This window comes from Streptomyces sp. NPDC059649 (assembly GCF_042734445.1).
In the GTDB taxonomy this organism is placed as follows: Bacteria; Actinomycetota; Actinomycetes; order Streptomycetales; family Streptomycetaceae; genus Streptomyces.
This window is the reverse complement of sequence record NZ_JBHWDV010000002.1, coordinates 124,628-139,670: the sequence shown is the minus strand read 5'-3', so window position 1 is coordinate 139,670 and position 15,043 is coordinate 124,628. Positions and strand designations below refer to the sequence as shown.

16 protein-coding genes and 1 pseudogene are annotated in these 15,043 nt (G+C 70.1%); 11 read left to right on the top strand and 6 right to left on the bottom strand.

All coding sequences use genetic code 11. The features are described from left to right. The first annotated feature begins 14 nt into the window (after nt 1–14). The 6 genes from ACFV1J_RS03665 (at nt 15) to ACFV1J_RS03640 (ending at nt 4,694) form a co-directional block, all read left to right on the top strand. Nucleotides 15–146 carry a hypothetical protein gene (locus tag ACFV1J_RS03665; RefSeq protein WP_267887872.1) on the top strand — a complete coding sequence of 44 codons (132 nt, stop codon included), beginning with the start codon at nt 15–17 and terminating at the stop codon, nt 144–146. Nucleotides 147–171: 25 nt separating this feature from the next. Continuing rightward, complete coding sequence (locus tag ACFV1J_RS03660; RefSeq protein ID WP_385855567.1) at nt 172–711, top strand: ferritin-like domain-containing protein; 540 nt, start codon at nt 172–174, stop codon at nt 709–711. 3 nt (nt 712–714) lie between these two features. Continuing rightward, the gene (locus ACFV1J_RS03655) at nt 715–1,284 is read left to right on the top strand and encodes a hemerythrin domain-containing protein (RefSeq protein WP_385855566.1); all 570 of its coding nucleotides are present in this window, start codon (nt 715–717) and stop codon (nt 1,282–1,284) included. Nucleotides 1,285–1,444: 160 nt separating this feature from the next. Continuing rightward, nucleotides 1,445–1,861, top strand: a complete 417-nt coding sequence (locus tag ACFV1J_RS03650) for a phage holin family protein (RefSeq protein ID WP_385855565.1) — start codon at nt 1,445–1,447, stop codon at nt 1,859–1,861. 139 nt (nt 1,862–2,000) lie between these two features. Continuing rightward, entirely contained in the window at nt 2,001–3,653 is a 1,653-nt protein-coding gene (locus ACFV1J_RS03645; protein WP_385855564.1) for a cytochrome bc complex cytochrome b subunit, read from the top strand. Nucleotides 3,654–3,662: 9 nt separating this feature from the next. Further along, entirely contained in the window at nt 3,663–4,694 is a 1,032-nt protein-coding gene (locus ACFV1J_RS03640; RefSeq protein ID WP_385855563.1) for an NAD-dependent epimerase/dehydratase family protein, read from the top strand. A gap of 25 nt (nt 4,695–4,719) precedes the next feature. On the opposite strand, the gene ACFV1J_RS03635 is transcribed toward ACFV1J_RS03640, so the two are convergent. After that, nucleotides 4,720–5,109 (bottom strand): cytochrome c oxidase subunit 4, encoded by a 390-nt coding sequence (locus ACFV1J_RS03635; RefSeq protein WP_385855562.1) that lies wholly within the window; start codon nt 5,107–5,109, stop codon nt 4,720–4,722. Further along, nucleotides 5,106–6,824, bottom strand: a complete 1,719-nt coding sequence (ctaD, locus tag ACFV1J_RS03630; protein WP_385855561.1) for a cytochrome c oxidase subunit I — start codon at nt 6,822–6,824, stop codon at nt 5,106–5,108. The genes ACFV1J_RS03635 and ctaD overlap by 4 nt, the downstream gene beginning before the upstream one ends. Before the next feature lie 398 nt (nt 6,825–7,222). On the opposite strand from ctaD, the pseudogene ACFV1J_RS03625 reads away from it, so the two are divergent. Next, nucleotides 7,223–7,387: pseudogene (locus tag ACFV1J_RS03625) on the top strand (peptide ligase PGM1-related protein); the annotation flags it as partial. Nucleotides 7,388–7,557: 170 nt separating this feature from the next. Here ACFV1J_RS03625 and ACFV1J_RS03620 read toward each other — a convergent pair. Then, the gene (locus tag ACFV1J_RS03620) at nt 7,558–8,328 is read right to left on the bottom strand and encodes a serine hydrolase (protein WP_385855560.1); all 771 of its coding nucleotides are present in this window, start codon (nt 8,326–8,328) and stop codon (nt 7,558–7,560) included. A gap of 82 nt (nt 8,329–8,410) precedes the next feature. Beyond that, nucleotides 8,411–8,704, bottom strand: coding sequence for a hypothetical protein (locus ACFV1J_RS03615; protein WP_385855559.1), 294 nt, complete (start codon nt 8,702–8,704; stop codon nt 8,411–8,413). 188 nt (nt 8,705–8,892) lie between these two features. Here ACFV1J_RS03615 and ACFV1J_RS03610 point away from each other — a divergent pair, with 188 nt between their 5' ends. The 3 genes from ACFV1J_RS03610 (at nt 8,893) to ACFV1J_RS03600 (ending at nt 11,701) form a co-directional block, all read left to right on the top strand. Beyond that, nucleotides 8,893–9,570, top strand: coding sequence for a class I SAM-dependent DNA methyltransferase (locus ACFV1J_RS03610; protein WP_385855558.1), 678 nt, complete (start codon nt 8,893–8,895; stop codon nt 9,568–9,570). A gap of 255 nt (nt 9,571–9,825) precedes the next feature. Continuing rightward, nucleotides 9,826–10,752 (top strand): hypothetical protein, encoded by a 927-nt coding sequence (locus ACFV1J_RS03605; protein WP_385855557.1) that lies wholly within the window; start codon nt 9,826–9,828, stop codon nt 10,750–10,752. A gap of 208 nt (nt 10,753–10,960) precedes the next feature. Next, a complete protein-coding gene (locus ACFV1J_RS03600; RefSeq protein ID WP_385855983.1) occupies nt 10,961–11,701 on the top strand; it encodes a class I SAM-dependent DNA methyltransferase in 741 nt (246 codons plus the stop codon). Nucleotides 11,702–11,735: 34 nt separating this feature from the next. Here the strand turns inward: ACFV1J_RS03600 and ACFV1J_RS03595 are convergent, their stop codons facing one another. After that, on the bottom strand, nt 11,736–12,185 hold the full coding sequence (locus ACFV1J_RS03595; RefSeq protein WP_385855556.1) for an SRPBCC family protein: 450 nt from the start codon (nt 12,183–12,185) through the stop codon (nt 11,736–11,738). Nucleotides 12,186–12,814: 629 nt separating this feature from the next. Here ACFV1J_RS03595 and ACFV1J_RS03590 point away from each other — a divergent pair. After that, nucleotides 12,815–14,365, top strand: a complete 1,551-nt coding sequence (locus ACFV1J_RS03590) for a M4 family metallopeptidase (protein ID WP_385855982.1) — start codon at nt 12,815–12,817, stop codon at nt 14,363–14,365. A gap of 309 nt (nt 14,366–14,674) precedes the next feature. On the opposite strand, the gene ACFV1J_RS03585 is transcribed toward ACFV1J_RS03590, so the two are convergent. Continuing rightward, complete coding sequence (locus ACFV1J_RS03585; protein ID WP_385855555.1) at nt 14,675–14,899, bottom strand: hypothetical protein; 225 nt, start codon at nt 14,897–14,899, stop codon at nt 14,675–14,677. Nucleotides 14,900–15,043 lie beyond the last annotated feature (144 nt).

Here is a 15,043-nt window from a genome sequence, read left to right as displayed (position 1 = left end):
AGGGAGAACCCGTCATGAAGAACGGCATCTTCATTCCCGCGATCGCGGTGCGCATCACCGTCGGCGTACTGGCCGCCGCCGCGCTGACCGCCATCGCCTTCAGCGCGCCCGACGCGGTGCGCTACATCAAGATGGAAATGATGTGAGAGACCATCCCGAGGACGGTGGGCCATGAGCGAGAAGACGGCAGAGGACGAGTACCTGCGGCACCTCAAGGAAACCCGCTCCCTGGAGCGGCTGATCGAAACCGCCCTGAGCTCCCTCATCGCCTCGACCCGCGCACCGGAACTCAGAAAGCCGCTGGAGACGCACCGTGAGGTGACGCGCCGGCACATCACCGCACTCGGCAGCCGGCTGCACGCCTACCACGAAGAGCCGTCGACCGTGAAGGACATGACGCTGCGGCTCATCGGAACGGGCTATGCGCTGCTCGCCCGGACCCGGCGCGACCACGCCGGAAAGCACGCCCGCGACGCCTACACCCTCATCCATCTGGTGCTCGCGGGCTACGAAATGCTCCACCACCTCGCGGTGCGCAACGGCGACGAACAGACCGCCAGACTGCTGGAGCAGCACATCGCCGAGGAACGGGCGGCCGCCGCGCTGATCGACACCAAGTGGGACCTGGTGGCCGATCTCTCCCTGCGGCACGCCGGCGTGATGGCCGCGCCGCCGGTGAAGCCGCCCCACACCTACGCGAAGGAACGCTGACCGATGGGGCCTGCCCCGGACATCATCGAGGAACTCACCGCGGATCACCGCGCGGTGCAGCGGCTGTTCGACCGCATCCGCGCCGCCGCACCGGGAAGTGCCGCCCGCAAGGCCCTCGTCGAGCAGGTGTCCGCGGCCCTGGTCCGGCACTCCGTCGCCGAGAAGGAGCACCTGTACCCCGCCGTACGGGACTACGTGGCGCACGGGCGGCGGTGGGCCGAGAAGGAGCTGTCCGACCACGAGCGCATCGAGGAGCTGCTGCACGATCTGGCGCAACGGGAGCCGCAGGACGAGGACTTCACGGCCCTGGTCCTGGCCCTGTCCACCCAGGTGACCAGCCACATCCTCGACGAGGAACAACGGCTCTTCCCCCGGCTGCAGGCCACCTGCCCCGCGGACACCCGGCAGGAGCTCGGCGAACGGATCCGGCGGGCGCGGAACAGCGCCCCGACCCACCCCCGCCCCAACGCCCCGGACTCCGCCCTGGCCACCCGCGCGGTGAGCCCCGGCCTCGGCCTGCTGGACGGCCTACGGGACTTCCTCACCCGCCGGGGCCGCGCCCGTCACTCCTGACCGGGCGGCCGAGCGTCCAGACCTGCGCGGGCCGGCGGCCATGTGCCGGAAAGCGGCGCGCCAGGCGGGTGGCGGCGGGGGCCGTTCCGTTTGGCCGGGTCGTGGAGGTGTTACGGCTAGGCGGTGCGCTGGTGGTATGCGTCGAGAAAGGGCTCGTGTGATGACCGAGCAGCGGCCGGACCAAGACGGTGGGGTACCCGATCCGCCGGACCCCGCGGGCAGATTCTCCGAGGCTGCGGGACGGCTGTCCCAGGAGGTGGCGACCCTGGTACGGGCGGAGCTCGATCGGGCGAGGTACGAACTGACCGAAACGGCCCGCGAGACGGGCCTGGGTTCGCTGGCCCTGACCGCCGGCGGGGTGTGCGCCGTGCTGGCCCTGCTGTCGGCCCATGAGGCCGTGCTGCGGGCGGTGGAACAACGCTGGCCGCCGCCGCAGCGGGCCGCCGCCACCGTGGCGCTCGGCTACGCCTCGGCCGGCGCGGCGTTCGCCTCCTTCGGCTGCCGGCGGCTGCAGAAGGCGCGGGCCGCCTCGCGCGAGGCACTGGCGCACATGGTCCCCGACCGGACGGCCGACTGAGCCCGTACGCCGAGCGCGCCGGTGGCGGCCGTCGGGCCCGGGTTCGGTTGGCTCCGCGGTACGGGTACCCGGGTGCGTGCTCGTCGGTGCGGGGCCGGGGCCAGGGAGGCACCTCCTAGGGGCGGAGAGGGAGTGGAGCATGCTGTTCCAGAAGCGGAAGGCCCGGCTCGCCGCGCAGTCCCGCCAGGCGGCCGTCACCAGCTACAGCGCGCTGGACCGCCGGGCCCCGGTCTCCGAACTGGCGAAGGAGCTGCTGCGCAAGGCCTTCCCGGACCACTGGTCGTTCCTCCTGGGCGAAATCGCGCTCTACAGCCTCGTGGTGCTGATTCTGACCGGAAGCTATCTGACGCTGTATTTCGAACCCAGCATGAGCCAGAGCACGTATCACGGTGCGTTCCGCCCGCTGGACGGGCTGGTGATGACCGATGCCTATGCGTCGACCCTCGACATCAGTTTCGATGTCCGGGGCGGGCTGTTGATCCGGCAGATGCACCACTGGGCGGCGCTGGTCTTCGTGGCCGCGCTGGGCGTTCACATGCTGCGGGTGTTCTTCACCGGGGCCTTCCGCCGTCCCCGCGAATTCAACTGGATGATCGGGGTGACGCTCTTCCTACTCGCCCTGCTGGAGGGATTCGCCGGATATTCCCTGCCCGACGACCTGTTGTCCGGCACGGGGCTGCGCACCGCGAACACCATCGTGCTGTCCATTCCCGTCGTGGGGACGTATCTGAGCTATTTCCTGTGGGGCGGGTCGTTCCCGGGCCACATCCTGATTTCCCGGCTCTACACGGTGCATGTGCTGTTCGTACCCGGCATCCTGCTCGCGCTGCTCGGGGCACATCTGGTGCTGGTGGTCTACCTGAAACACACCCAGTGGTCGTCCCGCGGCAGGACCAATCGGAACGCCGTCGGGCAGCCGATGTACCCGCAGTTCACCGCCAAGTCCTCCGGTCTGTTCCTGATGGTCTCCGGGGTGGTGGCCTGGCTGGGGGCGGTGGCCCAGATCAACCCGGTGTGGGACTACGGGCCCTACGTGGCGGACCAGGCGTCCACCGATGCCCAGCCGGACTGGTACGTGGGCTTCCTCGAAGGGGCGCTGCGGCTGATGCCCCCCTGGGAGACCAACGTGGCGGGCCACACCATCATGTGGAACGTCTTCCTCCCGGCGGTGGTGCTGCCCGGTCTGCTCTTCCTCGTGCTCTACCTCTACCCGTACTTCGAGAAGTGGGTGACGGGCGACCTGATGGAGCATCACCTCTGTGACCGGCCGCGCGACCGCCCCACCCGTACGGGCCTGGGCGTCGCCGCGATCGTCTTCTACGCGGTGTTGCTGGTGGCCGGTGGCAACGATGTGGTCGCCGCGGTCTTCGAGGTCTCGGTCGAGGCACTGACCTGGATCTTCCGGATCGCGGTGATCGTCGGCCCGGTCCTCGCCTTCCTGATCACCAAACGGTTCTGCCTGGCGCTGCAGGCCCATGACCGTCAGCTGTTGGAGGAGGGCGAGGAGACCGGTCAGATCAGCCAGAACGTCTACGGCGGGATCGGCGAGAGCCATCGCCCGCTGGACACCGAGCAGCGTTACCGCCTGCTGGTGAGGGACGTCCCCGAGCCGCTGGAGCACCCGGGAGAGCGGGCACCGCGACGGAAGCGGCTGCGCGCCGCGCTGAGCGCCTGGTACTACCGCGACCGGGTCGACATGCCGGCCACCGCGGAGGAGCGCCTGCAGATTTCCGGCCGGACGATGGACCCGGTGGCCGGCGCGGGGCGCGTGGAAGAGGAAGAGACCCCCTAGGAGGAACCCATGGCTGCCGACTCCCCCAGGGACGCGGCGGGGCTGCGCATCGTGGTCGTCGGTGCCACCGGCAACGTGGGCACGAGTGTCGTACGGGCGCTCGCTGCCGAGCCCGCCGTCGAGTCGGTGCTGGGGCTGGCGCGGCGGGTGCCGCGGTGGTCGTGCGCCAGGACGACGTGGGCCGCCGTGGACGTCACCGAGGACGATCTGAGCGGGCACTTCACCGGCGCCGATGCGGTGATTCACCTCGCCTGGCTGTTCCAGCCCACCCGCGATCCGGTCACCACCTGGCGGAACAACGTGCTGGGCAGCATCCGCGTCTTCGAGGCGGTGGCCGCGGCCGGAGTCGGAACGCTGGTGTACGCCTCGTCGGTCGGCGCCTACTCGCCCGGCCCCAAGGACCGGCAGGTCGACGAGTCGTGGCCCACGCACGGGTGGCCGGATGCCGCCTACTGCCGCGAGAAGGCCTATCTGGAGCGCTTCCTGGACGGCTTCACAGGTACGCATCCCCGGGTCCGGGTCGTACGGCTGCGGCCGGGTTTCATCTTCCAGCGGGCCGCGGCCTGCGCGCAGAGCAGACTGTTCGCCGGTTTCACGCCGCCGCGCGCCCTGGCCTCCAAACGGCTCTTCCCCGTCGTGCCCGACCTGCCCGGTCTGCGGTTCCAGGTGCTGCACGCCGACGACGTCGCCGACGCCTACCGGCGGGCCGTCCTGCGGCCGGTCGCCGGACCCTTCAATCTGGCCGCCGAGCCGGTGGTCGACGCCGCGCTGCTGGGCGACCTGCTGGGAGCCCGCGTCGTGCGGCTGCCGGCCGGGCCGCCGCGTGCGCTGCTGTCCGGCGCCTGGCACCTGCGCCTGCTGCCCACCTCCCCGCACCTCTTCGACGCCGTGCTGCGGCTGCCCCTGATGGACACCGCCCGGGCCCGGCAGGAACTGGGCTGGGCTCCCCGGCACAGCGCCCAGGACGCCCTGGAGGACTTCCTGCGCGGCCTACGGGAACACACCGGTCTGCCCACCGCGCCGCTACGGCCGCCCCGATAGGCCGACGAGCGCCCGGCGGGCCGGCTCAGTCATCGCGGCGGGCGAATTCGAAGGCCATACCGAAGACCGCGGTCACGGTGACGCCGAGCCCGATGAGGATCAGCCACGCCGCGTAGACCAGGCCGAGCGCGAGCAGTGCCACGCCCAGCGCGACCACGATCGGATAGCCACTGTGCGGCGGGAAGAAGTCCAGCGGGCCGCTGCGCTCGTGGATCTCCGATTCCTGTCGGTCCTCCGGGCGTTGGCCCTTGCGGCGGTAGTTCATGGCGCAGAAGAACGAGATGACGACCGCCATGAAACAGGACACCGTGAGCGCGGCAATGCCGGCCGGTTCCCGGGCGAACCAGATGTACACGGCGTCGGTGAGCAGGAAGAAAAGGGCCACGCCCGCGAAGAGGTATGCCTCGGTCTTCATTTCTGCTCGTCTCCGAAGGTGTCCGGGGTCGGTTCGGACGTTCCGCGTTCACCCGGGGGGAGTTCAAGGTACTGGGGATGGTGGAGGTCGAAGGCGGGCGAGTCGGAGCGGATCCGGGGAAGGGCCACGAAGTTGTGCCGGGGCGGTGGACAGGAGGTGGCCCACTCCAGCGACCGCCCGAATCCCCATGGGTCGTCAACCTTCACGCGGGGCGCGTATTTCGCGGTTTTCCAGACGTTGTAGAGGAAGGGCAGCGTCGACAGGCCCAGCAGGAACGCGCCGATCGAGGAAATGGTGTTGAGGAGGGTGAAGCCGTCGGCGGCGAGATAGTCGGCGTAGCGGCGCGGCATACCCATCTCACCGAGCCAGTGCTGGACGAGGAAGGTGGTCTGGAAGCCGACGAACAACGTCCAGAAGTGAACCCTGCCCAGTCGCTCGTCGAGCATCCGGCCGGTCCACTTGGGCCACCAGAAATAGAAGCCGCCGAACATCGCGAAGACGATCGTGCCGAACAGCACGTAGTGCAGATGCGCGACGATGAAGTACGTATCGGTGACCTGGAAGTCCAGGGGTGGTGAGGCGATCAGAACGCCGCTGAGGCCCCCGAGGAGAAAGGTGACCATGAATCCGACGGCCCAGAGCATCGGCGTCTCGAACGACAGGCTGCCCCGCCACATCGTCCCGATCCAGTTGAAGAACTTCACCCCGGTCGGCGCCGCGATCAGGAAGGACATCAGGGAGAAGAACGGCAGCAGCACCCCGCCCGTGGCGAACATGTGGTGCGCCCACACCGTGGCGGACAGCATGGTGATGGCGATCGTCGCGCCGACCATACCGACGTATCCGAAGACCGGTTTGCGGCTGAAGACGGGCACGATCTCGGTCACCACGCCGAAGAACGGCAGCGCGACGATATAGACCTCGGGGTGGCCGAAGAACCAGAAAAGGTGCTGCCACAGCAGCGCCCCGCCATTGGCCGCGTCATAGACGTGCGCCCCGAGCCTCCGGTCGGCCAGCAGCGCGAGGAGTGCGGCGGTGAGTACGGGAAAGGCGAGCAGCGCCAGGATGGAGGTGAACAGGATGTTCCAGGTGAACATCGGCATCCGGAACATCGTCATTCCGGGGGCGCGCAGCGTGATGATGGTGGCGATGAAATTGACCGAGCCCAGGGTGGTGCTGAGGCCGGCGACGACCAGGCCGGCCGCCCACAGATCGCCGCCGGCGCCCGGCGAGAACACCTCGCTGTTCAACGGCGCGTAGGCGAACCAGCCGAAGGGTGCCGATCCGCCGGGCACGACGAATCCCGACACCACCATCAGCCCGCCGAAGAGGAAGAGCCAGTACGTCAGGGCATTGAGCCGGGGAAAGGCGACGTCGGGTGCGCCGATCTGCAGCGGCATGACGGCATTGGCGAACCCGGCGAACGTCGGGGTCGCGAAGAGCAGCATCATGACCGTGCCGTGAATGGTGAACAGCTGGTTGTACTGCTGATTGCTGACGATCTGCATGCCGGGTCTGGCCAGCTCCGCGCGCATCAGCATCGCCAGAATGCCGGCGAACAGGAAGAAGCCGAAGGACGTGACGAGATACATGTTGCCGATCACCTTGTGATCGGTGGTCGTCACGTACTTCCGGATCGTGTTGCCCGCCTTGACGCGCGGATTCTGGGCGGTGTCCGGCGGCTCTCGCCGCCGGTCGTGATCCAGCTGCGACATCGCCCCTCCGAGACACTGGCGGCCGGCGGCGGGTTCCGGCCCCTCACCGCGCCTCACTGTGTAGCCGCAACCGTCGGCCGCCAAACCTCCTGTCGACCATCCAGACCCGCGCGCCACGGCCCGCCGCACGTCATCCCGGCACCAGGTCCGAATACCACCGGGCCCGGTGCGGCACCCGTCGCAGACTTTTCCGTGGAGGAGAAATCCGGTGCCGACGCTCCCATGACACGGGCGGCCCGCCGCGCGGACAACAGCTGCCGCGCCAGGAAGTGCCCGCGGGCCGGACCACCCACACGTAACGTCGGACCACGCACACGCAACGAGGGACCCCACCATTGACCGACGCCACCCGACCGGACGGCGCCTCTCCGCACGGCTACCAGGCGTCGGACGGCATCATGGACCGCCGTGACGAGGGACTCCGCCCGGCACAGCTGATCGACGCCGTGACCGCCTCACCGCTGGCGTACGACCCGGCCCGCAGGACCGGTGTCGTGCTGCACATGAGGGGCTCGGGCCCCATGGTCCGCCACGGGAAGTTCGGCGCCCTGTGCATCGGCACCGACCACGCCAAAACCACGGTCCTCATGCAACAACTGCGCGTGCTCGTCGATGAGTTGGTGTCCGGCGATGCGTCCGGGCTACGAGGGAATCCACCACGGAACCCAAGGCGACATCCAGGGCAAGATCCGAGACGCGCGAGGTCCTGTCGCAAGGGCGATCGGAGCGCTGCTCAGGGCGGCGGACCCTCAGCCCGGTCCGTCGCCGGGTCATGGCGACGGTCCCACAAGCGGGCGGAGAGACGGGCGAGCATCCGGGCGGCCGGATCACCGAAGGCCTCCCCCGAGGCCAGGGGGCCGGCGTAGCAGACCGCGACCGCATAAGGGGGCGCGTCGGGTGGGCGGACGATCCCGGCGCTGTGCCGCACCCCCCGCACCCAGCCGTTCTTGCACGCGATCCACGTCCCGTCCGGAAGGCCCGCCGCCAGGTCCTCCCAGTGGACGTTCCCGGCAAGCAACTCCAGCTGCTCGGGCGGCAACCAACACAGCAGCCGCACGAGGTCCGCGGCGGTCACCAGATTGGTCACGCCCGCCGCACGGGCCCCGGCGTCCTCGATGCCGCGCCGGGTCACGCTGTGCCGGGCGCCGGCCAGCCGCCACACCTCCGCCACCGCCTCGCTGCCCACCTGTGCCAGGCAGATGTTCGTCGCCAGGTCCGACGAGTGCTGCACCATCCGCTCCGCCAGCCACCGCAGCGGCACCCGCTGCCCCAGCATCCGCCAGGTCCCGGCGTCGACCTCCCAGTCCGGCGGGATCCGGTACGCGGGCCCGGGTACGGCCGAGGTGAAGCAGTTCTCCACCGGCACGGGCGCGTCCAGGTCGAGGCCGCTGCGATACAGGGCGGCGAGCACCGCGACCTTCATGGTGCTCGCCGCGTAATACCTCTGATCGGGCCCCCGGCTGACACAGGGCTCCGCGCCCCACCGGGCCGCATAGACCGACATCACGCCTGCGCCTTACCCACACGGTCCGTGCCGCACGCTCCGCACGTCAACGGGGGTGGTGCCGTGCCCGAGCCGTGGGGCATCAGTGGTCGACGCGGGTCAGGCAGAGCGTGGTGTCCCCCAGCCTGCCGCCCCGCTCCTCGTACTGGGTGAATTCAGCGGGGCACTCGCCGCGGGGGCCGGGGGCGAACCGGATCTTGTAATCCGCTTGGGAGTCGGCGCAGTTGATGGTGAACATCACCGGCTTGGCGTGCGTGCCCCGGTTTTCCAGACAGTCCCCGGCCCTCGCCTCCCGGGCGGTCCTGGCCGGCTCCTTGCCGTCGCCGAGCAGCCAGAACACCGTGCCGAGAGCGGCCACCACGGCCAGCGCGATCACCGGCCCAAGGGGGCGGTCCGGCCGGCGGGCCATAGGGGTTGGGGCCGTTCTGGTGATGCGGGGACGGACCGCCGGGAGGCGGCGGTGAGTACGCGGACAGAGTGTTTCCGCTCGCCGTTCGATGTTCGGTACGGCAGGCTGCGCCCCCGGCTGTGCGAGGGCTCGGCGAGGGGCTAGCGTCCTCGGCCATGAGCGAATCACCCCATCTGCGCGCCGTGCGCACGGCCTACGACACCGTCGCCGTCGACTACGAGCGGCTGCTGCGCGACGCCCTGGAGGCCAGGCCGCTGGACCGGGCGATGCTTGCCGCGTTCGCCGAAGCGGTGCGGACCGAGGACGCGGGCCCGGTCGCCGATCTCGGCTGCGGTACCGGCCGGGTGACGGCGCATCTGCATGATCTCGACGTCTCCGTTTTCGGCATCGACCTGTCGTCGGAGATGGTGGCCGTGGCCCGCCGGACGTTCCCGGGCCTGCGGTTCGACCAGGGGTCGATGACGGCTCTCGACCTGGAGGACGGCGTGCTCGGCGGCATCGTCCCCTGGTACTCGATCGTGCACACCCCACCGGAGGTGTTGCCGACGGTCTTCGCCGAGTTCCACCGGGTGCTGGCCCCGGGCGGTCATCTGCTGATCGCGTTCAAGGTCGGCAATCAGCTGCGTCACCTGGACCAGGCCTACGGCCACGCACTGTCGCTCGACGTCTACTGGATGCCGCCGGACGAGATCGCCGAGTTGCTGGGCGCGGCCGGGCTGGTCGTGGATGCGCGGCTGATCCGCGAGCCCGACGAACAGGAACGGCCGAAGCAGGGCCGGCAGGCGTATTTCCTGGTCCACAAGCCCGGCCAGCCGGCAGCCTCAGGGACCTGATCGCCGGGGAGGGGACTGCGATGGCCCGTCCAGCTCGCCGGAGGGGACGGCGGAACGCCCTCCAGCTCGCCGTCGGCGACGGCGAAGGCCCCACCAGCTCGCCGCCGGGGACGATCCCCGGCCCCCGTTCGACGCCGGTGACGTGCAGCAGGCGAGCCGCGAACTCATGGCCTCCGCATCGCAGTTGTCGGCGGAATCGCAGACCTGGGCCCGTCCCTCGGAACCACGGCGCCTCCGTCCGCGTGATCATGCGGTATGGACCGGAAGACCGAAGCGGGACGTCTCCTCGCCCACCTCGCAGCCGTTGCGGGCATCGGCTGTGTGCTGACCGCCGTCCAGTTCCAGGCGGTGATGATCGCGCTCTTCGCCGACAGCGCCGCGGCACTCGTAGCCGTCCTGGTCGTCGGGGCGGCCCTGGGCATGACGGCGCTCGCCGCCCTCGCCACCTCCATCCGCGGTTTCGTGCCGCTCACCCGCCGGGCCCGCGGCCGGTGGGTCTGGGCGGCGGGCGTCTACGCGTGCGGCACGGCGGGGGCGGTCGCAGCCGTGGCGGCGAACCTGCGGGACGACGGCTTGCATCTCACCGTTGCCCTCTACCCCTGGGGCGGCGTCTGCTACGCGCTGGGCGCCGCCTTCTTCCTCCCGGGTACGCGGACCCGGCTGGTCACCCTCGCCGCCGCGGTGCTCCTCGCGGCCGGCGGCTCCTACCTCGCCTGGGCCGCCGCCCAGCCGCCCACGCTGGCCGAATGGCTCACCGCCAACGGCGTGGACCGCGCCCTGCTGCGGGTCGGTGAACCGCCTTCCGGATACGCGCTGGAAGACGTCGGCGCGAGCGAGGACAGCTTCGGCGCGACCTATGCCCGCCCCGACGCCCCGGACCTGCACCTCTCGGTGGAGCGGATCGGGCACGACACCCGACGCGCCGATGCGCGTGGCTGTCCCGTCCCGTTCGGCGAACCGATCCATTGCTCGGACGACGGGGAGGGCCGCCAACTGGTCGCGTACGAGGGCGACTACGAGCGGCGGGAACTGCGGTTGCGCCGCAACGGCCTGGTCCACACCGTGACCTTCGAGGGCGATGGCCGCGCCGGCCTGTCCGCGGCCCGGCACCTGCTGAGGACCCTCAGGTCCGCGACCGACGCCGAGCTCACGCCCCTCCTCGACCGGCCGATGCGCGACTGACGCCCCTACGAACCGCGCCCGGGGCCCTTCCGGTGCCTTTGCCCGGCCCCGGCCCCGAGCCCGAGCCCGCGCCCAGGCCGCCGAAAAGGAGGAGCGGGAGGGAACGGCTCCGCAGTACGGTCGCACGGTGGATGGCGTGGATGACGTGCATGACTTGGATGGTGTTGATGGCGTTGATGGCGTGGAAGACGTGAGCGGCGTGGACGAAGTGGACGATGCGGACGGGTATTTCGGAGAGCGGGTCGCCGCGAGGTACGACGAGTCGTCGTCGGACATGTTCGCCCCGGACGTCGTAGCCGAAACGGTCGAGGTGCTGGCAGAGCTGGCCGGCGCGGGCCGCGCCCTAGAACTGGGCATCGGTACGGGGCGGATCGCGCTGCCGCTGGCGCGCCGCGGGGTTCCGGTGCACGGTATCGACATGTCGCGGGCGATGGTCGCGCGGCTGCAGGCCAAGCCGGGCGGTGACGCGATCGGCGTGACGATCGGCGACTTCGCCACGGCGCGCGCACCGGGGACGTTCTCCCTCGGGTATCTCGTGTTCAACACGATCATGAATCTGACGACACAGGCGGCACAGGTGGCGTGCTTCCGCAATGTCGCGGCCCACCTCGAACCGGGCGGCTGTTTCGTCATCGAGGTCGGGGTTCCGGAGCTGAGGAAGCTGCCACCCGGCCAGAAGGCCGTGCCCTTCCATGTGAGCCCGACGAGTTGGGCCTTCGATGTGTACGACGTCGCCACCCAGGCCATGAGCTCGAACTACGTCGACGTCATCGACGGCCGCGGGGAATACCGGTCGATCCCCTTCCGGTACGTCTGGCCCTCGGAGCTCGATCTGATGGCTCAGATGGCGGGGCTGCGGCTGCGCGAACGGTGGGACGGTTGGGCGAAGGGCCCCTTCACGAGCGAGAGCCACCGGCACGTCTCCGTATGGGAGAAGCCCGTCGGCTGACCGCGCGCATCCTCCGCCGCTCGCTGTCTCGGGCTCAATCAGCCCCTCCCTGGTCGGCGCCTTCCGCCACTCTGGCCAGGTTGCCGAGCATGCGGCGGTGGCGCAGTTGGAGCAGCATGTCGACGCCCGCGTTGTGCAGCCGTCCGCTCGGGCCGGTCAGCGGGTGCTCGTCGGCGATGACCACGGTGTGCTCGCCCCACGGGCGCAGCTCCAGGGCGATGCGTGCGGTGCCGAGCCGTCCGCTGTCGATCTCCAGCTCGAGCCGTCGGGGTGGCTCGCTGCACCGAACGATGGTCTGACCGTCGAGTTCCCACGGTCCCAGCCGGACCGTGTACTCCAGCGCGGAGCCGAGCCGCGGCCAGTGGTCGTCCTTGGGGCGCGAGCGGGCCGTTCCCACTACCCAGTCCTGGTAGCGCGAGCCGTCCGCCAGTACGGCCCATACCGTCTCGGGCCGCGCCTTGATCAGTTGGTGCCGTAGTGCCATGGGCACGCACCGCCCGCCGCCTCGCCTCGCCTCGTGCCTTGTCGTTCAGCCTAGGTGGCTGCGGCGTGGTTGGCAGGTGCAGGAATGCCCTGCCGGTCGGCACCCAGGATCCCAGGCCCCGCAGACCTCAGAACCCCAGACCCCAGACCCCCAGGCGCCGCGCCCCCGGCCCCCGGACCCCCGATCCCCCAGCCCCCAGCCCCCAGCCCCCAGCCCCCAGCACGGACACGATCAGTAAGCACGCCGGTGCGCTCTGCCTCTGCGGGCATGGCGGGTGGGAGCCCTGAGAGCGGTGGTGAGCGTGAGCAGCGGGAGTCGGGTCAACGGGGGGCCGGGAGTACAACCGGGCGGCCACAAGACACCGCACTGCGGGACAAAACCAGTCAGGAAACTGTCGCCGTACGTAAATTCGCAGTTTCTTGCTTGTTGAACATCTGTCAATCGATCTCAACTCGTGGCAATCTTCGGTCGATTCACTCCTCCACCGGGCACCCCACCCCTCGGCTGCCCGGCCCCACCTCTTGGACCGCGACCCCGCGGTCCTCACAAGGGAGACCGAGTTGAGACGGACTTCGTCCACCCCCCGCAAGTACACCCTGCGCGCTGCAGCCCTGGTCGCCTCCGCCGCGATGGTCGCGGTCGGTGTCCAGGCCGGATCGGCCAGCGCGCAGCCGGACCGCGCGACCGGCGCGTCGGCGGTCCAACTCTCCGCAGCACAGCGGGCGTCCGCACTGCACGACGCGCAGAGCAGTGCGTCCGCGGTCGCCGCCAAGATCGGCCTTGGCGCCCAGGAGAAGCTCGTCGTCCGGGACGTCATCAAGGACGCGAACGGCACGGTGCACACCCGCTACGACCGCACCTACGCCGGCCTGCCCGTTCTGGGCGGTGACCTGGTGGTGCACCAGGCCGAGGACGGCACCCGCAGCGTCACCAAGGCGACCAAGGCCCGGATATCCGTGGCCAGTACGACCGCCGCCCTCGCCCCCTCCGCCGCGAAGAAGAGCGCCCTCAGCGCTGCCGCGGCGAAGAAGGACACCAAGACCGGCACCTCCACCACGCCGCGCAAGGTGATCTGGGCCGCCTCGGGCAAGCCGGTCCTCGCGTACGAGACCGTCGTCACCGGCACCCAGAAGGACGGCACCCCCAGCGCACTGCACGTCGTCACGGACGCGGCCACCGGCAAGAAGCTGTTCGAGGACGAGGCCATCGAGACCGGCACCGGGACCAGCACCTACAGCGGCACGGTCCCGCTGACCACCACGAAGGGCAGCTCGGCCTACCAGCTCACCGACGGTGCCCGCGGCGGCCACAAGACGTACGACCTCAACCAGAAGACGTCCGGCACCGGGACGCTGTTCACCGACACGGACGACGTGTGGGGCGGCGGCCGGCAGACCGCCGGCGTCGACGCCCACTACGGCGCCGCGGTCACCTGGGACTTCTACAAGAACACCTTCGGCCGCAACGGCATCCGCAACGACGGCAAGGGCGCGTACTCCCGGGTCCACTACGGCAACGGCTACGTCAACGCCTTCTGGGACGACGGCTGCTTCTGCATGACGTACGGCGACGGCAGCGGCAACAGCCACCCGCTGACCTCGCTCGACGTGGCCGCCCACGAGATGAGCCACGGCGTCACCGCGGCCACCGCGGGCCTCAACTACAGCGGCGAGTCCGGTGGCCTCAACGAGGCCACGTCCGACATCTTCGGCACCTCGGCCGAGTTCTACGCCAAGAACGCGACGGACCAGGGCGACTACCTCATCGGCGAGAAGATCGACATCAACGGTGACGGCACCCCGCTGCGCTACATGGACAAGCCCAGCAAGGACGGCGGCTCGGCGGACTACTGGTCGAGCACGGTCGGCAACAAGGACGTGCACTACTCGTCCGGCGTCGCCAACCACTTCTTCTACCTGCTCTCCGAGGGCAGCGGCGCCAAGACCATCAACGGCGTCAGCTACAACAGCCCGACCGTCGACGGCTCCAAGGTCACCGGCATCGGCCGGGACAAGGCCGAGAAGATCTGGTACAAGGCGCTCACCACGTACATGACCTCCACCACCAACTACAAGGCCGCGCGCACCGCGACCCTGAAGGCGGCCGGTGACCTGTACGGCACGACCGGCACCGAGTACAAGGCGGTCGCCGCCGCCTGGGCGGGCGTGAACGTGAAGTAGCCCCGAGCCGGCTCACGGCATCGGGCACCAGGTAACAGGGCGTCCCGGCACCGCGCGGACTTCGATGAGCATGACGGGCATCGAGGTCGGCGTCGGCGCCGGGACGCTTGCGTGGGGGGGCCTTGGCACTGAGGGACGTTGGCCCTCTGGGGCGTTGGCACTGTGGGGCCTTGGCGCTGTAGGGCTTGGCGCTGTAGGGCTTGGCGCTGTGGGGCCTTGGCACTGTGGGGCCTTGGCGCTGTGGGGCTTGGCGCTGTGGGGCGTTGGCGCCCGGCAAAGGCCGGCCGGGGCTCCGGGTCTCGGCGGTGATCAGCGGCCCGCGGTATTGCGCGGATGGCGCCGCGCCGACCGCTCGTTCCCCCGGCGGTAGTCGCCCGTCCAACGCGCCATCACCAACTGGGCGTCACCGGACGCCACTTCCCGCAGGAACTGCGCGGCCCGATCGCCGCGCAGCACCGCCGCCCGTCGCCCGTGATGCCACACCACGACTCGGTCACCCTGCTCTTCGTACGCGAATCCCTGCGCTCTCGACACCGCTTCCCCCATTCGCCACCGCCCGGGAGGGCCGCCCCGGACGGGTTCGCACGTCATCGTGGCCTCCTCCACCGACCTCGCGCGACCTGATTTCACCGGATCCAGACCATCGTCAACCGCGGGTTGACACACGCTCCACTGTCA